Origin of the sequence: Ferruginibacter sp. (assembly GCF_031391665.1) — a bacterium.
Classification (GTDB): Bacteria; Bacteroidota; Bacteroidia; order Chitinophagales; family Chitinophagaceae; genus Ferruginibacter.
Map to the genome: position 1 here is coordinate 1 of NZ_JANMUN010000032.1, position 20,392 is coordinate 20,392.

A 20,392-nucleotide genomic window follows, 5' to 3' on the forward strand; every position below is an offset into this window, starting at 1 on the left:
AAGTGCATTTAATAGTGTAAAATGATTTAGGTTACCATAAATATACACCCGATGTATATGAGGACAATTACTGTTTATTTAAGAAAAGTAAATAAATTATTATAACAAAGTTGCAGCAATAAAGTTTGCATTAGCAGTATAAAAATATAAGCTGGTTGAATTATACATGGTGTTGGAAATACTCTTAAAAATGGCAGAGAATATAATTTTGCCACCACAGCTATACAATAGAATTAAACTGGTCTTCATTTGTAATTGCCAAACATTATTAACCGTTTCTTTAAAATGTAAAAATAATACTGCACTCATATTCAATTTCATTCTACATTTGTACCTATTTTTTAAAAAACGGTATTCTACGCTTCTGTAAAGTCGCCCAATGGTATGCCGTTAAAAGGATTGATTCTTCTTTCTTTTTACTAAAAAGAAAGAAGAACAGAACAAGTTCGCCAGGATGATGCCCAATGATTTGAGGCCGGTATCAGGAATTGTATTAATGCCTTAACTAACGTTTAAATTTTTTGTAGTGTCTAAACAAGTTAATAAAGTAACCATTGCCGGTTTAATTGTTGCCCTCGGAATTATTTATGGCGATATTGGTACATCTCCGCTGTATGTATTTAGCGAAATTATTAATGGCAAATTAATTGAACCCCGTTTAATTATCGGCGGGCTAAGCTGTATCATTTGGACGCTGACTTTACAAACCACTATTAAATATGTAATACTTACCCTTAAGGCCGATAACCGTGGCGAGGGAGGTATTTTTAGTTTATACACTTTGGTACGCCGGCAAAAAAAATGGCTGGTAATACCGGCCATGATTGGGGGCGCTGCACTTTTAGCCGATGGTATGATAACACCACCCATTTCTGTTTCTGCTGCGGTGGAAGGCTTGCGTAATATTCCATTACTTACCGATATAACTGATAAAACAATTATAATAATTGTGTTGGGTATTTTAACGCTGTTGTTTTTTATGCAGCAGTTTGGCAGTGCAAGTATTGGTAAAATGTTTGGCCCCATTATGTTAATTTGGTTTAGTATGCTGGGAGTTTTGGGTATATCTCATTTACACGATGACTGGAGTATTTTAAAAGCATTTAATCCATATTATGCTTTTGAAATTTTAACGGTTTACCCTAAAGGTTTTTGGTTACTGGGTGCAGTGTTTTTATGTACTACTGGTGCCGAAGCTTTATACAGCGATTTAGGCCATTGCGGCAGGGCCAACATTCGCTACACCTGGATTTTTGTAAAGACAACATTGATTTTAAATTACCTTGGCCAGGGCGCATGGCTGCTGCACAATAATACCGGAAAAACATTTGCAACAGAAGAGCTGTTGAAAAAAATGCCGGATGCACTGGAAATGAAGAATCCTTTTTTTGAAGTAATGCCCGAGTGGTTTTTATTAACCGGAATTATTATTGCTACTGCTGCTGCAATTATTGCCAGCCAGGCTTTAATTAGTGGTTCGTTTACTTTAATAAGCGAAGCCATCCGTTTAAACCTTTGGCCTAAAATGAAAATAAATTATCCCAGCGAAGCGAAAGGGCAATTATTTATTCCGGGGATTAATACATTATTATTTGCAGGCTGTGTGGGTATTGTTTTATATTTTCAAAACTCGGGAGCCATGGGTGCAGCTTATGGTCTTGCTATTACTTTGTGTATGCTGGCCACAACCATATTGTTTTCCAACTACATGATCTCAAGAAGAAATAAACCCATTTTAATTTATCTTTTTCTTGCTGTTTTTTTAACTATTGAAATAAGTTTTTTAATTGCCAACTTAGATAAATTTCCTCATGGCGGTTATGTTACTTTAATTGTAGGCGGTGCATTATTTGCAGTAATGTATATATGGTTCAGGGCACGTAAAATTAAAAACCGTTATGTGGAATTTGTGCGGCTGGAAGAATATATTCCTAAACTGGAAGAACTGAGTAACGATATTACTGTACCAAAATATGCTACGCATTTGGTGTACCTAACGAGTGCCAATAACCCAAAAGAAATTGAACACAAAATTATTTACAGCATATTAAGCGGCAAACCAAAACGTGCCGATATTTATTGGTTTGTGCATGTAGATACTTTAGATGACCCGTACACCAGCGAATATTCCGTAGAGCATATTATTCCCAATGATATTATACGGGTAGAATTTAGATTAGGTTTTAGAGTGGCCCCAAAAATTAATTTAATGTTTAAAAAAGTGGTAGAAGATTTAGTGGCTAACCGTGAAGTGAATGTTACCAGCCGTTACGAAAGCCAGCAGCGTAATAATGTTACCGGCGATTTTCAGTTTGTGGTAATGGAAAAGTTTTTAAGCCAGGATAATGAACTGCCATTTTTTGAAAAATTAATTATGCGGTTGTATTTCTGGGTTAAAGAAATTTCTTTAAGCGAAGAAAAAGGTTTTGGACTGGAGCAAAGTAAAGTACAGGTAGAAAAGTTTCCGCTGATTGTTGCACCGGTAAGTAAACTTAAAATGAAAAGAATTTATACTGATGAGGAGGAAGAGGTTTAATTGATAGTTGATAGTTGATAGTTGATAGTTGATAGTTGATAGTGATGAGTAGAATACGTAATTTACAGCATATTTTCCACGGTCAACTATCAACCAACATTGCTTTACATCATTCTTTATATCATTGCTGGCATTGCGGTACTTTCCATTATCATTTATTTTGTACAGGAAAAATTTATTTTTAAGCCCGAAAAGCTACGGCAGGATTTTATTTATAAATACGACGCCCCTTTTCGGGAATTATTTTTTGATGTAGAAGAAGGTGTGCGGATAAACGGTTTGCATTTTCATGCAGAAAAGCCTCTCGGATTAATTTTATATTTTCATGGCAACAGCCGCAGCATAAAAGGCTGGGCAAAATATGCTAAAGATTTTTACCGCTATAATTATGATGTGGTGCTGGTAGATTACCGTGGCTTTGGTAAAAGTACCGGCAAACGCAGCGAAAAAGATATGTATAAAGACATGCAGTTTGTGTACGATACCCTGTCGGCAACTTATCCGCAAAATCATTTAATAATTTATGGCCGCAGTTTGGGCAGTGGCTTTGCCGCAAAACTGGCGGCAGATAATACACCCCGCTATTTAATTTTAGATGCGCCGTATTTTAGTTTTAAAAAAACTATTGAACGTTTTTTACCCATACTGCCGGTGAAATATATTTTGCGCTTTCATTTGCGTACTGATAAATGGCTGCCTAAAGTAAATTGCCATACTTATATTTTACATGGTACTAAAGACTGGCTGATACCCATTAGTAACAGCGAAAAATTACAACAATTAAATCCACGTAAAATTACATTGATAAGAATAACAGGGGGGAAACATAACAACCTGCCGGTTTTTCCGGAGTATCATAATTTTATAAGGGATATTTTAGCCCCCTAAATACCATTGTATAAATCAAGGGGTTTCAGGCTGAGCTTGTCGAAGCCGATGTGCTTATTTAAGCCCGCCTTCGACAGGCTCAGGCTGACAGCTTTTAGTTGTATCAGTTTAAATGTGTTTAAAAATGAAAAGAAAAATTATATTTCGTTGGATAAAAATAATTGTGTTGCTGTATTCCATAATTGGTATTGCATTATTTTATTTACAGGAAAAATTTTTATTTCATCCGGAAAAATTAGCGGCTAATTATGTTTTTAAATTTGATACACCCTTCCAGGAAATAAATATTCCTTTTAATGAAGTGGATACGGTGAATATGGTGAAATTTTTTCCGAAAGATTCGGTGCGGAGGGGAGTGGTGTTATATTTTCATGGCAATAAACAAAATATTGAACGCTATGCAAAATTTGTAACGAGCTTTACGCAACATGGCTACGAAGTGTGGATGGAAGATTATCCCGGTTTTGGAAAAAGCACCGGCGAAAGAACTGAAAAAAAAATGTATCAGCAGGCATTGGTTATTCAAAAAATGGCATTGAGTAAATATGGTGCCGATAGTATTATTTTGTATGGCAAATCTTTTGGTACTGGTATTGCTGCTTATGTAGCTTCGCAAACAAATTGTAAACGATTAATTTTAGAAACACCGTATTATAGTATCCCCAATTTATTTGGCTGTTATGCATTTATTTATCCTACGGAAAGAATGTCAACTTATAAAATCCCCACTTACAAATATTTACAGGATGTTACATGCCCTATCTCTATTTTTCATGGCACCGATGATGGCGTTATACCGTACCGCTGTGCAGCAAAATTAAAAACTGTTTTAAAACCTGCCGATGAGTTTATTACTATTGAAGAAGGTACGCATCATAATTTGGCAACTTTTAATTTGTATAAAACAAAGCTGGATAGTTTATTAAAAAAATAATTTAACTGCCGCCACATCCTCCGCACCCGCCACCACAACTGCTGCCGCCTCCATCGCCACCACTGCTGCATCCGCCGGCGCCACTGCCGCAACCTGCAGAGCCACTGCTTGCCAATTTTCTTTCAGCCATTGTAACCGAATTAAATACATTGGTAAGTAAACCATATTCTGCAAAAGATATAATTGCAGTAGTACCTAAAATGGTAAAGTTGTTAATGATATCATTGCCATAGCCATCACTGTTTTGTTGCTGCCAGTTAAGCCCCAGTTTTTGTTTTATAGTTTTAGTGTAAGAGAAAGATTGCAAAACTATCAATGATAATATTGAAAAAGCCCCGATCTCAAAAACTAAAAAACCAACAGGTTTATCGTTGGCAAAGCCCTGTAAGAACCTGGCAAATCCAATTAAGAGTACCATACAGGGGATAATTAATTTGGGGTAATCTATTTTTTTTGAAAGGCGGTATAGTCTTTCCAGACCGGGATGTAACACCGTATCAGTTTCAATAAATCCATGCCCTTCCCTGTAAGAAAATGTATCACCTTCGTTAAGGTTTTGCATCAGTGGTTGCAGTAAAGGATTTTGTTCGTCATCGGCAAAATGCGCCTGGTGATTTACAATTTTGTAATCGTTGCCGGAAGTTGCTATAATACCCCTTCTTAATAAATCAACCAATGCAGTTTGGTAACACCGGTGATTGCCGTATAAAAATCTCGCCATTTGAAATGGGGTAAATTTTTTGGGAAAATTATTTTCTATGATGAGCTGCAACCTTTCATCTTTATGGCGTTGTGTAATAAACAAAGTAATTATACCGCCAATACAAATTAGCAGGTAATAATTTAAAAAATCTTCGCCTTTTGCATCAAAAGGATTTAGAGTAAGTACAAACACAACCAGACCGAAAGCAAAAATAAATAGCAGTTTTTTAAAGTAAGCGGTATCATAAATGTCTTCTGTGATCTCTTCAGCCATTGGCTCAGTTACTGGCCAAATATCTAATGGTGCTTTGGTATTAAATGTTGCTTCATACAATTTTAAAGTATCCAGGTACCAGTTACCATGTTTATGTTTTTCGTTACTGCCGCCTTTGCTTGGGTGATGATGAATTTCTTTGCTGAGTGTGTTTTTGCAAAATTTGTTCCAATAGCTATCGGTGTAGGTAAGGTGCAGGTGCCATACTTTATCAACTGTTTCGGATGGGGAAGCACCTGTTGGTGAAATGCAGCAGAGATAAATAAATTTTTTGTATTCTGCTATTGCTTTGTTGGTAAAAACTACTGACCAGTTATTTTCTTTTGCTAATTTTTTGGAGAAGGGGAAAGCGGATGCTGGTTCATCAAGCTGAAAGTTTTGTATTTTTTCCCACAACTCCTGTTGTGAAAGTTGGTTCATTTTTCATAAAGTTATGGTGAATAAATGGCGGTTCCCAAGTTTTCGATGTTATCAAATTGTTGTCATTTTTCCTTTAGCTGTACTGCTTTATTGGTCACTTTCAATTCGTACTTTACGCCAACCTTCAGTGCATAATTTTCTTTTCCATGACTAACCGGAAAATTAAAACAAACCGGGTAACTGTATGCTGCAACAATTTCCTGTATTACTTCATATACTGTTTTGCCAAATGGCCTGTCAGTATCTTTAATATCGGTAAAACCGCCAATAATTAAGCCTGCCAGATTATCTAATTTTCCGCTGCGTTTTAATTGGTACAACATTCTGTCGATGCTGTAAATCTGCTCGCCAATATCTTCTATAAATAAAATCTTATTTCTTGTATTAATGTCAGATGATGTGCCGGTTAAATGCGCTAACAGACTAAGGTTGCCGCCCACTAATTCGCCAATTGCTGTTCCGTTTTTATTGAATGGATGGGGTGATAATTTATAAGATGTTTTTTTACCAGCCAATGCTTTTTGTAAAGATTGTATAAATTCATTTTCGCCTTCGTTAAATGCAGCGGCCATGGGTGCATGTAAGCTGGCAATTTTTACATTAGTGTAAATGTGCGAATGTAAAACGGTAATATCGCTAAAGCCAATAATCCATTTAGGTTTCTTTTTAAATTTTGTAAAATCAAGCTGGTCAATTATTCTACCCACACCATAACCGCCACGGCCACATAAAATCGCATTAATATTTACATCATCAAGCATGGCTTGCAATTCATCTCTTCGTTCTTCATCGGTGCCGCTAAAATAATTTGTTGAGTTACTGCCCAATGTTTTGCCCACCATTACGTGGAAACCCCAACGTTGTAAAGTATTAATACAGATTTGTGCTTTTTCTTTTGCCATAAAACCTGCTGGGCAAGTAATGCCAATGGTGTCGCCTTTTTTTAAGTAAGGAGGGATTTTTATCATAAACCTTTAAGTATGCGTTGAAAATCAGTGGGTGTAATTAAATGCGAAAATCCTTTTCGGTTAAGTGCCCTTATCAGTTTTAAATCACCGGTTAAGAATAAAGCATCCAGAGAAATCGCAAGGGCTACATAGATGGTATCCTTAGGGTCAATATTCTTTGTTAATTCAAATGCTTTTTCAAACATTGCATCAGAAATTTCATCATCATTTATAATGAGTATTTGCGTAAGAAGTAAAAGTGCATTTTGATTAAATTGGCCAGTCGTTATGTTATTTTCTGAACAAATCTTTTTTTGTTTAGCTTTTAGTTCAGTCTGAATAAATGCAGGTACAACGAAATCTATAGTTGATGAATTTGAAAAAATTAAATCAGCTATTCTTCCATTAATATTTAAGATGGCGCTGATGAGTATATTTGCATCAACAATTACTACCATTTAAAACCTCTTTTCTGCTTTAGCTTTTCCCAGGCAGAAGCCGTGATCTCATCAGCCAGTTCAGCTATCTTCTTCTTTGATATTTTTTTAGGCGCATCTTTATTTATTTCCAAAAAACGGGCATAATCGGTTAACCGCTTAATGCCAGCCCTGCCCACTTTTTTTGAAACTTTTATGGATACATAGTCTTTATCAATTATTTCGCTTGCCATAGCTTTACGTTTTATCAAATATACAAAATACTTTAGATTTCTTTTAGCGTTACAACCGTTGTATTTATAGAAAGCTGGTGCTTGACCCCACACTTCAACGCAAAATTATTTTTCTGGTGCCGCAAAGGAAAATCTCATTTAAGAAATGAGATTTTTATCATAAACCTTTAATGATTTGTTTTAATTCTTTTGTAATAATTACATTTTTAAAGCCTTTTCTCTTTAAAGCGTTACGAAGTTTTAAATCACCCGTCCATAAAAGTAAATCAAGTGCCATGGAAAATGCTATAAAAATAGTATCATCAATATCTATGCTGGCAGTAAAATCTTCAGCTTCTATTATATTTTTATTTGATAAATCTTCATCAGGTAAAACAAATAAACAGTCAAGTAAAACAGATAGGTTATTCTGAAATAGCTCAAGGCTCTTTTTCATTTTTCTGCAAATTTCATCTTGATTTTTTATGATTTCTTTTAAAGCAAAATGAGGGGTGGCAAAATCTAAATGGGAGTAAGGTGCAGTTATTATTTTGAAGAGTTCGCTTTTAGATTCTAAGCAAGCACTAATTATTATATTGCTATCAACAAGTATTGTCATTTCAGACTAAGCCCTCTTTTTTTCTTCAATTTGTCCCATGCTTCTTTATTAATTTTTCTTGAAATTTCATTAATTGTTTTCTGAGAAACTTTTTTTGGGACACCTCCGTTGTTTTCTAAAAACTGGATATATTCTTTTATCCTTTTAATACCACTCGTGCCTATTCTTTTAGGAACTCTAACAGTAACATAATCTTTATCAATTATTTCGCTTGCCATAGCTTTATGTTTTATCAAATATACAAAATACTTTAGATTTCTTTTAGCGTTACAGCCGTTGTATTTATAGAAAGCTGGTGCTTTACCCCACACTTCAACGCAAAATTATTTTTCTGGTGGCCCACCGGAAAATCAAAACAAACAGGGTAATTGTATTGCTTTACTTTTTCTAAAACTATGTCAAACAAATTTTTTCCAAATTCTTCTTCGGGTGTGTCGGCAGGTTTTACTTTAAAGCCGCCAATAATTAAGCCTTTAAGTTTATTTAATTTTCCGCTGCGTTTTAAATTCCAGAACATCCGGTCGATACTGTATAAATATTCGCCGGTATCTTCTACAAATAAAATTTTACCGTCCGTATTAATATCACTTTTACTGCCGGCAAGTGTTTCTAAAGTTTTTAAATTGCCCCCAATTAAAATCCCTTCTGCAATGCCGGTTTTATTTTTTTCATTCGGCACCACACTGTACATCATTTTTTCTCCTGCTAAACATTTATGTATCGATTCAATCGTTTCTATTTGTACAGGCTCTGCTTTACTCCAATCGGCGGGAAAACTATTACACATTTTAGAATGAATAGAAGCGATGCCCAAATTTTTATTAAGATGAGCATGAATAACAGTTGCATCACTAAAGCCAATGATCCATTTTGGATTTGCAGTAAACTTTTTAAAATCCAGTGCATCAATAATTCTTATGGCGCCATAGCCACCTCTTGCACACATAATGGCTTTTATGTTTTTGTCATCCAGCATTTGCTGAAAATCCTGCAGCCTTTCTTCATCGGTTCCGCCAAATGTAAAATCTTTTTTACCCACCGTGCTGCCAATCTTAATTTCATAACCCCATTCTTTTATTTTATTTACAGCAGGTAAAATATCTTCTGCAATAATAAAACCTGCAGGGCAGGTAATGCCGATAGTATCTCCTTTTTTTAAGTAAGGAGGTTTTACAACTAAAGTTTCCTCATCAATATTTTCTTGTGCAGCCCACCCACCTGCAGGTTGCAATAATGCCGCTGCAGGTAAAATAGAACTTATAAATTGTTTTCTTTTCAACTGGTATTTTTTGAGTATAAAAATACGGCTTTCAAAAGCAAAATAGCACTGCTGTAAAGGTTGGCAACCTTTGAAGTGCATGTTTACTAACAATGTGTTTACAATAACATAATGTATCCTTTACACGTCTGCTTGACGCTGTAATAACTATTGCCTTTCTTTATGCAACGATTGTTAACAATAAAACTGCCAGTATGAATACATCTGTTTATTTAACCGACCTTAATAAGGTGGGCCTTTCCGATATTGAACTTGTTGGAGGAAAAAATGCTTCTTTGGGTGAGATGCTGCAAAATCTAACCACTTTGGGAATACAAATTCCAAACGGTTTTGTAATTACCGTTGCGGCGTACCGTGAGTTTATCCGCTACAATAATTTAGATGAATCCATTCGTACAATTATTAATCAAATTAAATTAGATGATATAGAATCGTTGCGGCGTGGGGGTTTGCAGGCAAGGCAATTATTGAAGAATGCAAAATTTCCCAGGGAATTAAGCGATGCCATCATTGAAAAATATTATGAGCTAAGTAAAACTTACGATCAGGATATGACAGACGTGGCTGTACGTTCATCTGCCACTGCAGAAGATTTACCTGATGCATCTTTTGCCGGCCAGCAGGAAACTTATTTGAATGTACGTGGCCCGGCACCATTAATGAATGCCGTTCGAAATTGTTTTGCATCCATCTTTACCGACCGTGCTATCAGTTACCGGCAGAGTTTTGGTTACGATCATTTCAGCATTGGGCTTTCTGTTTGCATACAAAAAATGGTACGCAGCGATTTGGGTGCATCCGGCGTTGCATTTTCTTTAGATACCGAAAGCGGATTTAAAGATGTTGTGGTTATTAATGCCTCTTATGGTTTGGGAGAAATGATTGTGCAGGGTTCTGTATCGCCGGATGAATACATTGTTTTTAAACCCACTTTGCAAAAAGGTTTTAACAGCATCATCGAAAAAAAATTAGGCAAAAAAGATAAGATGATGGTGTATGGAGATAATCCCGACGAAAGGGTACAAATTATACAGGTAGAAAAACCATTGCAGCAACGGTATTGTTTAAAAAACGAACGCATTATTCAATTGGCACAATGGGTTACAAAAATTGAAGAATATTATTCTAAATTAAAAGGCCATTGGTGCCCGATGGATGTGGAGTGGGCCGTAGATGGATTAAGCAAACAATTATTTATTGTGCAGGCAAGGCCGGAAACCATTCACTCCCGTAAAGATTTTAATAAAATTACAGAGTATGTAATGGATGCCAATTCGCTACGTAAAACTCTGTTTAAAGGCATTGCAGTAGGTGATAAAATTGGCAGCGGTAAAGTGTCAGTTTTATTTTCGTTAGATAAACGTATTACCGAAGGCCACGAATTTCAGGCCGGTGATGTGCTGGTAACAGATATGACGGATCCCGACTGGGAGCCGATTATGAAAAAAGCTTCGGCCATTATAACTAACAAGGGTGGCCGCACCTGTCATGCTGCAATTGTGGCTAGAGAATTGGGCATACCGGCAATTGTGGGTTCTGCCGTGGCAACCGATATTTTAAGTGATGGTCAGGTAGTTACTGCATCCTGCTGCGAAGGCGACGAAGGCATAGTGTACGAAGGCAATGTACCGTTTATAAAAGTAGAAACTGATTTAAACGATCTGCCAAAAGTAAAAACGCCAATCATGCTTAATGTGGCTTCTCCCAATATGGCATTTAAATTTTCGCATTTACCCAATGCTGGTGTTGGTTTGGCAAGAGAAGAATTTATTATTAATAATTACATTCAGGTGCACCCGATGGCTTTGCTTAAACATAAAGAACTGTACGACGAAGAACTTACAGCCACCATAAAAAAAATGACACAGGGTTTTGAAAACGAGGAAGATTTTTTTATTCAGCGCCTGAGTTATGGCATTGCAAAAATTGCTGCTGCTTTTTATCCCAATAAAGTTATTGTAAGATTCAGCGATTTTAAAAGCAACGAATATTTTAATTTACTGGGCGGCAAACATTTTGAACCGCATGAAGAAAACCCCATGATTGGATGGCGTGGCGCCAGCCGGTATTATGCAGATAAATATAAAGAAGCTTTTGGATTAGAATGTAAAGCGATAATAAAAGTAAGGGAAGAATTGGGTTTGAAAAACGTAGTGGTGATGGTTCCATTTTGCAGAACAGTGGAAGAATTATTAAAAGTGCAGGATACCATGAAGGAATACGGATTGGAAAGAGGCAAGGAAGAATTGGAAATGTTTTTAATGGCAGAACTGCCCAGCAATATTATTATGGCAGAAGAATTTGCAAAACATATTGATGGGTTCTCCATTGGCTCCAACGATTTAACACAACTTACGCTTGGGCTCGACAGGGATTCTTCTTTAGTGGCACATTTATACGATGAAAGAAACCCGGCGGTAAAAGAATTATTACGCATGCTGATCACCACTGCAAAAAGAATGAAAGTGAAAGTAGGTATTTGCGGCCAGGGCCCTTCCGACTTTCCTGACTTTGCACAATTTTTAGTGGAGCTGGGCATAGACAGTATTTCTGTTACACCCGATTCGATTGTAAAAACATATAAAGCCATTGCTGAAGTGGAGAAGACTATGAAAAAGTAAAAATTTATTTAGAATGAATTTTAAAGCCATCATTTTTGATGGCTTTTTTTACAACTCAAACCCCATTCCACCCTTCAAAGCTTTTTGATATTTACGTAAATCAAATTTGTGGTAATAAGGCGCTTTATGCGCTACACCTTTTTTTGTTTCCTCTAATTTTTTTAAAATACCGGTGCCAAAAATTTTGCGTTGAAAATTTCTGCGGTCTAAAGTTCTGTCTAAAATAGTTTCGTATAATTTCTGTAATTCGGGCATGGTAAATTTTTCGGGCAGCAGGTTGTAGCCAATAGGATGGTAATTTAATTGTGCCCGTAAATTTTCTAAAGCCTTTTGTAAAATATCATTGTGGTCTAATATTAATTCGGGTATAGTATGAATATTAAACCATTCGCAGGCATCAGAAAAAACATCTGCAACAGGTTTTACTTTTGTAAAATCAACCAAAGCCCAATAGCCAACAGAAATAAAACGGTCAAACATCCACGAACCTTCCATGGATACTCCGGAAGTTTTTAAAAATTGGGTATTAATTTTTTTTGTAGAACGATCTGGAGTGCTAAATACATGAAACTGCTGTAAAAAAATATCATCCAACCCGGTACGCTGTTTTAAAATACGTTTTGCCGCTTCATCCATATGTTCTTCTTTCTCAATAAAACCACCAGGCAAAGCCCATTGCCCGGCATATTTTGCATTAAGCAGCAATACTTTAAGTTCATTTTCATGAAAACCAAAAATGATACAGTCCACAGAAATATTGCGAAGGTATTTTTGGTGCCCATTTAAAAAATGGTCAGTTATTTCTTCTTTAAAACCCATAAGTAAAAGTAAAGTTCTGCCAGCACAGTAAAAATAAATTTTTATACACGGCAAAAAATATTTATCATTGTGTCTTCATAACACAATGATAAATTAAAACTTGCACAATGAAAAAAATATCTTTCTCACTGATCTGTCTGTTAAGCGGAATTATAATCTTCGCTCAAAGTAAAAATGCAAAAGAAATTGTACAGCAACTTACGCTGGAAGAAAAAGTAAATCTTGTTGTTGGTATGGGAATGAATATACCGGGTGTAACACAGGGTAGTGGAACAGGTATTGGCCAAATTACCGAAGGAGTGCCGGGTGCCGCAGGAACAACTTATGCCATACCGCGTTTTAATTTACCTAACACTGTTGTTGCCGATGGACCGGCAGGTTTACGCATTAGCCCCACTCGTAAAGACGATGCAAAAACTTATTATGCAACAGCATGGCCGGTGGCAACTTTGTTAGCTTCTACATGGGATACAAAATTGTTGAACCAGGTGGGTAAAGCAATGGGCAACGAAATAAAAGAATATGGCGTAGATGTTATTTTAGGCCCCGGTTTAAATATTCACCGCAATCCATTGGGCGGAAGAAATTTTGAATACTATTCTGAAGATCCTTTAGTATCCGGTAAGATGACAGCAGCGATGGTAAATGGTATTCAAAGTAATGGTGTGGGCACTTCAATAAAACATTTTGCATTAAACAACCAGGAAAAAAACAGGAATACTGTTGATGTAATTGTAAGCGAAAGAACCATGAGAGAAATTTATTTAAAAGGTTTTGAGATTGCAGTAAAAGAATCGCAACCTTGGACGGTAATGAGTTCTTACAATAAATTGAATGGCACTTACACATCGCATGAATACGATTTGCTTACTACCATATTAAGAAAAGAATGGGGCTTTAAAGGTTTAGTGATGACAGATTGGTTTGGCGGTAACGATGCTGTGGCACAGATGAAAGCTGGTAACGATTTGCTTATGCCGGGTACAGCCGATCAAAAAAAATTAATAACCGAAGCTGTAAATAATGGAACGCTGGATGTAAAAATACTTGATGCCAATGCAGAACGCATTGTAAATTATATTTTGGGCTCGCAAGCCTATAAAAAATATGCTTTCAGTAATAAGCCCGATTTAAAAGCGCATGCAGCTATTGCAAGAAATGCAGCTGCAGATGGGATGGTGCTGTTGAAAAATAATGCAGCACTTCCAGTTTTAAAATCAACAAAAAATATTGCTGCATTTGGTATTACTTCTTACGATTTTATTAGTGGAGGTACGGGCAGCGGCGATGTAAATGAAGAATATACTATTTCATTAGTGCAGGGTTTATCTAATGCCGGTTTCAAATTAGATGAAAGTTTAACTGGTGCTTATAAAACATATGTAACTGCAGAAAAAGCAAAGCAACCAAAGAAAAATTTCTTTGAAGAATTTTTTAATCCCACACCACGTATTCCTGAAATGATGGTTGATAATGATGTGCTGAATACTCAGGCATCTGCTGCAGGTGTTGCTTTAATAACTATTGGAAGAAATGCTGGTGAAGGTTCAGACAGAAAAGTGGAAAACGATTTTAATTTAAAACAATCAGAAACTGATTTGATCAATAACGTAAGCAAAGCTTTTCATGCAAAAAATAAAAAAGTAATTGTAATAATTAATGCAGGCGGTGTAATTGAAACAGCAAGCTGGAGGGATAAAGTTGATGCTGTATTGATGACATGGCAGCCAGGACTGGAAGCAGGCAATGCAGTGGCCGATATTTTAAGCGGTAAAGTAAACCCCAGCGGTAAACTGGCCACCACTTTTCCAGTAAAGTATGAAGATGATATTACGGCCAAAAATTTCCCTGGTAAAGAATTTGCCGATAAGGCTACTACAGGTATGTTTGGTATGCCACAAATGCCTGCAGAAGTTATTTACGAAGAAGGCATTTATGTTGGCTACCGCTATTACAATACTTTTAAAATAAAGCCTGCTTATGCGTTTGGTTACGGCTTAAGCTATACCAATTTTGAATACAGTAATGTTAAGCTAAGTGCAACATCTTTTAACGGAAAAATTATTGCTGGTGTTGAAATAAAAAATACTGGTAAGGTTGCCGGTAAAGAAGTGGTACAATTATATATAACTGCGCCATCAAAAAAAATGCAAAAGCCTGCAATGGAATTAAAAGCATTTGGTAAAACTAATTTGCTGCAGCCGGGCCAAAAACAAACATTGCAATTTGAAATTACTTCAAAAGATCTGGCATCGTTTGATACGGAAAGTACCAGTTGGGTTGCTGAAGCAGGAAATTATATTGTAAAAGTTGGCTCATCATCAGATAAAATTATTAAACCAGTTTCTTTTACTGTGCCTAAAGAAATTGTGGTAGAAAAATGTAATAAGGTTTTGGTACCGCAGGTGCAAATAAATGAATTGAAAAAATAATTGCTGACTATAAATTGTAAAACAATGCAAAACAGAAAACAATTTTTACAAACTGCTGCAACTTTATCATTAGGCAGTATAGCTTTATCCAATAAAACTTTTGCAGCATTATTAAGAGGAAAAAAATATCCTCCTGCAGGCTTGCAGCTATTTACTTTTTTTAATGAAATAGATGCAGATGTTCCGGGCACATTAAAAAAAATTGCAACAGTTGGGTATAAAGAAATTGAATCGGCTTTTAGTAAAAAAGGTGGTTATTATGGTATGAAGCCAAAGGAGTTTGCAGCCATGCTAAAAGATATGGGCATGAGCTGGAAATCGCACCATGTATTGGGGGCGCAATTTAAATTGCCGCCGGGTGCTAAAATGCCGGTGGATGCAGATGGTAAACCTATTATTATTCCACCAATGAGAAACCTTAAAGAAAATATGCAGCAACTGGTGGATGAAGCTGCTGAAGGCGGCGTAGAATTTTTGGTTTGCGCCAGTACGCCCATTACTACATTAGAAGATGTGAAAGCATCGATAGAAGTGTTGAACAAAACTGACGAAGCCTGTAAAAAAGCTGGAATTGGTTTTGCGTATCATAATCATGATGCAGAATTCCGTTCGGTGGAGGGGCAAATACCTTACGAACTTTTTCTTGCACAAACTACTATGAAGATGGAACTTGATCTGGCATGGGCAACAAAAGGCGGTAAAGATCCTGTTGAATTATTTAAACAGCATCCAAAACGTTTTCCGCTGTGGCATGTAAAAGACCTGGATGCCAAACATGAAACTGTTTTACCGGTAGGCGAAGGCACTATTGATTATAAAAGAATTTTTGATGCAGCATCAACAGCAGGTATGAAACATTTTTTTATAGAACATGATATGCCTAAAAATCCATTAACAAGCATTACCAGCAGTTTTAATTATTTAAATAAAATGCTGTATAAAAAATAAGAACTTATATTTTTTTGAATGATGTAAAAAACCTTTGTTATTGCAAAGGTTTTTTGTTTTTGGGCAAAGGCTTCAATTAAGGTATTTTTGCCAATAGTGCAAACTGTTTCGCTTTTTTGCTCAATAAAGATTTGCTGTACAAGAGTGCGACGCCAATGAAGGCCAATAGAAATTCTATGGCCTGGTACAAAAAAGAAAAAATTACATGACAGACCCAAAAAGATATTTAATTACAGCAGCATTACCTTATGCCAATGGCCCGGTGCATATTGGTCACCTGGCTGGTTGCTATTTACCTGCAGATATTTATGTACGTTATTTACGTGCCCAAAAACGTGATGTAAAATTTATTGGTGGCAGCGATGAGCACGGTGTGCCCATTACCATTCGTGCCATGAAAGAAGGCATTTCACCGCAACAGGTGGTGGATCGTTATCATGCAATAATAAAAGAAAGCATGGCGCAAATGGGAATATCATTTGATATTTATTCCCGTACTTCAAATAAAGTACATCATGATACTGCATCGGCATTTTTTACAAAATTGTATAACGATGGTTTGTTTGAAGAAAAAGAAACAGAGCAGTACTACGATGAAACTACTAAAACTTTTTTAGCAGACCGGTACATTGTTGGTACCTGCCCGGTTTGCGCTAACACTAACGCCTATGGCGACCAGTGCGAAAAATGCGGCAGCAGTTTATCGCCAGAGCAATTAATAAATCCACGAAGTGCACTGAGCGATGCGGTGCCCGTAAAAAAGAAAACTACCCATTGGTATTTTCCATTACAAAATTATGAGGCCTGGTTAAAAGAGTGGTTGCTGGAAGGACACAAAGAATGGAAAAATAATGTGTACGGTCAATGTAAAAGCTGGCTGGATAGCGGTTTGCAAAGCAGGGCAATGACGAGAGATAGTAACTGGGGAATAAAAGTGCCTTTGCCTAACGCCGAGGGGAAGGTGCTTTATGTTTGGTTCGACGCACCGATTGGTTATATTTCTGCAACAAAAGAATTAACCGATCAATGGGCCGATTACTGGTGTAAGGAAGATACTAAACTGGTACATTTTATTGGTAAGGATAATATTGTTTTTCATTGCATTATTTTTCCGGCAATGTTAAAAGCCCATGGCAATTTTATATTGCCCGATAATGTGCCAGCCAACGAATTTTTAAATATTGAAGGCGAAAAAGTAAGTACCAGCCGTAACTGGGCGGTGTGGGTGCATGAGTATATAAAAGACTTTCCGGGATGTGAAGATGTGTTGCGTTATGTGCTTTGCGCCAACGCACCAGAAACTAAGGACAATGATTTTACATGGAAAGATTTTCAAGACAGGAATAACAGTGAGTTGGTAAGTATTTTTGGAAATTTTGTAAACCGCACCTGGGTGCTGATGCATAAATTATGTGGCGGTAAAGTGCCTAAGCTGCACGAGGATATTTTAGATGAAAAAGATAAAACACTTGTAGAAGATATTGCTGCAGCAAAAACAAAAGTTGAAAATCTTTTAGAAGAATATAAATTTCGTGATGCATTATTTGAAGTAATTGATTTGAGCAGAAAAGGAAATAAATACATGCAGGAAAAAGAGCCGTGGATTGTGGCTAAATGTACAACCGACAATGGACAATTGACAACCGAGGCACAAAAAAGCATCGATAATTGTTTGCATTTATGTTTACAACTAACGGCAAATCTTTCTATATTAATAAATCCGTTTTTGCCCAACGTAGCGCAAAAAATGCTGGGCATGATGAAGGTGGTAGATAAAATGCTGGATTGGAATAATGCTGGAAAAATAAAATTATTAAGTGTGGGCTATAGTTTAAGAGAGCCACAATTTTTATTTAGAAAAATTGAGAATGAAGAAATAACTGTACAGGTAGAAAAATTAAAAAGTGGGTTGATAAAATCTGCCCAGGAAAATACTGAAACAAAAAAAATGGAAGAGAAGAAAACTGTTGACACTCCGAATAACTCCCCTTCAGGGGATGGGGGCAAATCCGAAATTGTATTCGATGATTTTGCAAAAATCGATCTTAAAGTTGGTACCATTCTTTCTGCTGAAAAAGTAGAAAAAGCAGATAAACTTTTAAAGCTGGAAGTTGATCTGGGTTTTGAAAAAAGAATTATCGTCAGCGGTATTGCTTTACATTTTTCTCCGGAAGAAATTATTAATAAACAAGTTGTGGTGGTGGCAAATTTAGCACCACGTAAAATGAGAGGTATTGAAAGTAACGGAATGATTTTAATGGCAGAAGACAATACCGGTAAATTGCATTTTGTAAAACCAGAAGCGGTAATTAATGCAGGCGCAGGCGTTAGCTAAAAATTAAATGATGTACGGGATGGTAATATTTAATGTACAACCATTATCAGGATAAGTAATTATTTCTACTTTACCATTGTATGCATCTACACGGTTAAAGATGTTGATAAAGCCAATGCCGGTAGCTTTTTGCTTTTCCTTATCAAACCCAATACCATTATCACTGATAATAAGGCAGCACTGATTATTTTTTTCTGTTACAGAAATAGTTGCGGCAGATGCCCTGGAGTATTTAATAATATTATTGCTCTGTTCCTGTGTAATTCTAAAAATTACTAATTGTTGCTCCTGCGTTAATTTATCAACTACATTTTGATCAATAGCAGTATCAACAGTAATGTCGCTAAATTGCTGCATGTTGCGGCAAATATCTAAAATACTTTGTTCCAATCCCACCGATCTTACAATAGAAGTATTTAATCTTTTAGATAAACCTCTTATTTCTTCTACCGCCTCTAATAAATACATAGAAGCTTTATCTAACAACTCCGTTTGATCCTCATTATTTTTTGCGGCGCCAATATGTAACCTGGCGCTCATTAAAAGCTGGTTAACATTATCGTGCAGTTCAGCACTTATCATACCACGTTCTTTTTCCTGTGCTTCAATAGTTGCCTGATTAATTAATTTTTGTTTTTTTATCTGCTCATTAATCAGCTGTTTTTCTAATTGTTTTTGTTCGGTAATATCTCTTATGGCACCAATTAAACGCACTGGTTTATCCTCTTCATAAATTGCAAAACCTTTATCCGAAATAAATCTGTAAGTGCCATCTGCATATTGAAAGCGGTATTCATCCGACCAGTTTTTTTTGCCAGCCAGTAGATCCTGGTTAAAATTTTTCTTCACTCTTTCTTTATCATCAGGATGTATTTTATCAAACCACCAGTCCAGGTTACTGGCCAATTGTTCTTTTGAGTATCCTGATATTTTATAAAAAGCATCGCTCCTGTAAATTTCATTTGTTTTTAAATCTAAATCCCAAATGGCTTCCGATGTGGCATTAACTGCATAAGTAAAACGCTCATGCATTTTTTCAATTTGAGTTTCAGTATTTTTTCTGTCGGTAATATCAATTGCCTGGCCACCAATAAATCTTTTGCCGTCGGCCGTTTTAAATACAAAGGCGTTCGATACAAAATGAATAATATCTCCGTTTTTTTTAGCGAGGGTATATTCAGAAATATCTGCCTTACCCGTTTTTAATATTATTTTATTACGGGCAATTAACTGGTCGGCAAATGGTTTAGGCCAAATTTCTGATAAATGTTTTCCGGTTGGGTTATCACTTATATTAAAAGAATTGCCATAGGCTTCATTACTAAAAACAATACAGTCATTTTCATCATAGATCCAGCAACCGGTTTGGCTGTTTTCCATAAACATACCAAACAGGCTTTCTGTGGTATGTGCTATTGGTAAAGGATTTTTATTTTCTTCTTCAACAATAATTTTATTACTGATAACAATTGAACTGTCACTATTAATTAAACTGGCAGTGGAGTAAAAATTTAATTGCTGCCCTGTATTATTTTTGTAAGTTATTTCGCCACTCCATGTGCCTGTTTTATATATTGTAAGTAAAGCTTTAAAAGGCGATGTGTTTTTAAATTTAAATGGTAAAGTATTTCCTATAGTTGCAGTGGCATAATCTGTTTCGGATAAACCAAAAAGTAATTCGGCAAGTTTATTAAAACCGGTAATGTAAAACTTAGTATTGGTTACAATTACTGCTTCGTAAAGATTATATAAATCAGGATCCAATGGCTGCGATGCCTTATAGCTTACGCTTAAAAAGGTTTCGGTGTTATCAGTCTGTTTAGCTAATGGCTTCATTATATTGGATTGTGCAGTAATTTAAGTAAATTAAAAATGCATCACAATAATTTAATTAGTTAATCATAGATTTTTTCTCCCGCTGCGTACTGTAAAAGCACCCGGAAAGAACATAAACGTAGTTTTTCAATTTTTAGTATGTAATTATACGGT

The 20,392-nt window shown here is 36.0% G+C and carries 17 protein-coding genes; 7 read left to right on the forward strand and 10 right to left on the reverse strand.

The annotated features are described in order from the left end of the window. Positions 1 to 99: 99 nt before the first annotated feature. On the reverse strand, positions 100 to 321 hold the full coding sequence (locus tag ACY651_RS02825) for a hypothetical protein (RefSeq protein ID WP_462249505.1): 222 nt from the start codon (positions 319 to 321) through the stop codon (positions 100 to 102). Positions 322 to 526: 205 nt separating this feature from the next. On the opposite strand from ACY651_RS02825, the gene ACY651_RS02830 reads away from it, so the two are divergent. From ACY651_RS02830 to ACY651_RS02840, 3 genes are all read left to right on the forward strand, one after another. Next, a complete protein-coding gene (locus ACY651_RS02830) occupies positions 527 to 2,536 on the forward strand; it encodes a KUP/HAK/KT family potassium transporter (protein ID WP_462249507.1) in 2,010 nt (669 codons plus the stop codon). A 99-nt stretch (positions 2,537 to 2,635) separates the two neighbouring features. Next, a complete protein-coding gene (locus tag ACY651_RS02835) occupies positions 2,636 to 3,424 on the forward strand; it encodes an alpha/beta hydrolase (RefSeq protein WP_462249509.1) in 789 nt (262 codons plus the stop codon). A 124-nt stretch (positions 3,425 to 3,548) separates the two neighbouring features. Beyond that, positions 3,549 to 4,358 carry an alpha/beta hydrolase gene (locus ACY651_RS02840; protein WP_462249511.1) on the forward strand — a complete coding sequence of 270 codons (810 nt, stop codon included), beginning with the start codon at positions 3,549 to 3,551 and terminating at the stop codon, positions 4,356 to 4,358. A 1-nt stretch (position 4,359) separates the two neighbouring features. On the opposite strand, the gene ACY651_RS02845 is transcribed toward ACY651_RS02840, so the two are convergent. From ACY651_RS02845 to ACY651_RS02875, 7 genes are all read right to left on the reverse strand, one after another. Beyond that, on the reverse strand, positions 4,360 to 5,754 hold the full coding sequence (locus ACY651_RS02845) for a TIGR04222 domain-containing membrane protein (RefSeq protein ID WP_462249513.1): 1,395 nt from the start codon (positions 5,752 to 5,754) through the stop codon (positions 4,360 to 4,362). A 62-nt stretch (positions 5,755 to 5,816) separates the two neighbouring features. Then, the gene (locus ACY651_RS02850) at positions 5,817 to 6,722 is read right to left on the reverse strand and encodes a S66 peptidase family protein (RefSeq protein WP_462249515.1); all 906 of its coding nucleotides are present in this window, start codon (positions 6,720 to 6,722) and stop codon (positions 5,817 to 5,819) included. Continuing rightward, entirely contained in the window at positions 6,719 to 7,159 is a 441-nt protein-coding gene (locus ACY651_RS02855; protein ID WP_462249517.1) for a PIN domain-containing protein, read from the reverse strand. The genes ACY651_RS02850 and ACY651_RS02855 overlap by 4 nt, the downstream gene beginning before the upstream one ends. Then, positions 7,153 to 7,371 carry a hypothetical protein gene (locus tag ACY651_RS02860; protein ID WP_462249519.1) on the reverse strand — a complete coding sequence of 73 codons (219 nt, stop codon included), beginning with the start codon at positions 7,369 to 7,371 and terminating at the stop codon, positions 7,153 to 7,155. Before ACY651_RS02860 ends, ACY651_RS02855 begins: the two co-directional genes overlap by 7 nt. Before the next feature lie 157 nt (positions 7,372 to 7,528). Further along, positions 7,529 to 7,969 carry a PIN domain-containing protein gene (locus ACY651_RS02865; RefSeq protein ID WP_462249521.1) on the reverse strand — a complete coding sequence of 147 codons (441 nt, stop codon included), beginning with the start codon at positions 7,967 to 7,969 and terminating at the stop codon, positions 7,529 to 7,531. Next, entirely contained in the window at positions 7,966 to 8,187 is a 222-nt protein-coding gene (locus ACY651_RS02870; protein WP_462249523.1) for a hypothetical protein, read from the reverse strand. The genes ACY651_RS02865 and ACY651_RS02870 overlap by 4 nt, the downstream gene beginning before the upstream one ends. Before the next feature lie 32 nt (positions 8,188 to 8,219). Continuing rightward, positions 8,220 to 9,248 carry a S66 peptidase family protein gene (locus ACY651_RS02875; RefSeq protein ID WP_462249525.1) on the reverse strand — a complete coding sequence of 343 codons (1,029 nt, stop codon included), beginning with the start codon at positions 9,246 to 9,248 and terminating at the stop codon, positions 8,220 to 8,222. Between the two features lie 194 nt (positions 9,249 to 9,442). On the opposite strand from ACY651_RS02875, the gene ppsA reads away from it, so the two are divergent. Then, positions 9,443 to 11,869 carry a phosphoenolpyruvate synthase gene (ppsA, locus tag ACY651_RS02880; protein ID WP_462249527.1) on the forward strand — a complete coding sequence of 809 codons (2,427 nt, stop codon included), beginning with the start codon at positions 9,443 to 9,445 and terminating at the stop codon, positions 11,867 to 11,869. A 48-nt stretch (positions 11,870 to 11,917) separates the two neighbouring features. Here the strand turns inward: ppsA and ACY651_RS02885 are convergent, their stop codons facing one another. After that, on the reverse strand, positions 11,918 to 12,688 hold the full coding sequence (locus ACY651_RS02885) for an NUDIX hydrolase (protein WP_462249529.1): 771 nt from the start codon (positions 12,686 to 12,688) through the stop codon (positions 11,918 to 11,920). 107 nt (positions 12,689 to 12,795) lie between these two features. Between ACY651_RS02885 and ACY651_RS02890 the strand changes: the two genes are divergently transcribed. From ACY651_RS02890 to metG, 3 genes are all read left to right on the forward strand, one after another. Next, positions 12,796 to 15,120: a glycoside hydrolase family 3 C-terminal domain-containing protein gene (locus ACY651_RS02890; protein WP_462249531.1), complete on the forward strand. Its 2,325-nt coding sequence runs from the start codon at positions 12,796 to 12,798 to the stop codon at positions 15,118 to 15,120. Between the two features lie 24 nt (positions 15,121 to 15,144). Continuing rightward, on the forward strand, positions 15,145 to 16,068 hold the full coding sequence (locus ACY651_RS02895; RefSeq protein WP_462249533.1) for a sugar phosphate isomerase/epimerase family protein: 924 nt from the start codon (positions 15,145 to 15,147) through the stop codon (positions 16,066 to 16,068). Positions 16,069 to 16,273: 205 nt separating this feature from the next. Continuing rightward, positions 16,274 to 18,403, forward strand: coding sequence for a methionine--tRNA ligase (gene metG / locus ACY651_RS02900; protein ID WP_462249535.1), 2,130 nt, complete (start codon positions 16,274 to 16,276; stop codon positions 18,401 to 18,403). A 3-nt stretch (positions 18,404 to 18,406) separates the two neighbouring features. On the opposite strand, the gene ACY651_RS02905 is transcribed toward metG, so the two are convergent. Then, complete coding sequence (locus ACY651_RS02905) at positions 18,407 to 20,239, reverse strand: PAS domain-containing sensor histidine kinase (protein ID WP_462249537.1); 1,833 nt, start codon at positions 20,237 to 20,239, stop codon at positions 18,407 to 18,409. Between the last annotated feature and the right edge of the window lie 153 nt (positions 20,240 to 20,392).

Bases quoted from the DNA above. Each gene is read 5' to 3' on its own strand.
- ACY651_RS02865 (WP_462249521.1), bottom strand. From the start codon at position 7,969: ATGACAATACTTGTTGATAGCAATATAATAATTAGTGCTTGCTTAGAA.
- ppsA (WP_462249527.1), top strand. From the start codon at position 9,443: ATGAATACATCTGTTTATTTAACCGACCTTAATAAGGTGGGCCTTTCC.
- ACY651_RS02825 (WP_462249505.1), bottom strand. From the start codon at position 321: ATGAAATTGAATATGAGTGCAGTATTATTTTTACATTTTAAAGAAACG.
- ACY651_RS02860 (WP_462249519.1), bottom strand. From the start codon at position 7,371: ATGGCAAGCGAAATAATTGATAAAGACTATGTATCCATAAAAGTTTCA.
- ACY651_RS02850 (WP_462249515.1), bottom strand. From the start codon at position 6,722: ATGATAAAAATCCCTCCTTACTTAAAAAAAGGCGACACCATTGGCATT.
- ACY651_RS02895 (WP_462249533.1), top strand. From the start codon at position 15,145: ATGCAAAACAGAAAACAATTTTTACAAACTGCTGCAACTTTATCATTA.
- ACY651_RS02890 (WP_462249531.1), top strand. From the start codon at position 12,796: ATGAAAAAAATATCTTTCTCACTGATCTGTCTGTTAAGCGGAATTATA.
- ACY651_RS02840 (WP_462249511.1), top strand. From the start codon at position 3,549: ATGAAAAGAAAAATTATATTTCGTTGGATAAAAATAATTGTGTTGCTG.
- ACY651_RS02845 (WP_462249513.1), bottom strand. From the start codon at position 5,754: ATGAACCAACTTTCACAACAGGAGTTGTGGGAAAAAATACAAAACTTT.
- metG (WP_462249535.1), top strand. From the start codon at position 16,274: ATGACAGACCCAAAAAGATATTTAATTACAGCAGCATTACCTTATGCC.
- ACY651_RS02870 (WP_462249523.1), bottom strand. From the start codon at position 8,187: ATGGCAAGCGAAATAATTGATAAAGATTATGTTACTGTTAGAGTTCCT.
- ACY651_RS02885 (WP_462249529.1), bottom strand. From the start codon at position 12,688: ATGGGTTTTAAAGAAGAAATAACTGACCATTTTTTAAATGGGCACCAA.
- ACY651_RS02855 (WP_462249517.1), bottom strand. From the start codon at position 7,159: ATGGTAGTAATTGTTGATGCAAATATACTCATCAGCGCCATCTTAAAT.
- ACY651_RS02905 (WP_462249537.1), bottom strand. From the start codon at position 20,239: ATGAAGCCATTAGCTAAACAGACTGATAACACCGAAACCTTTTTAAGC.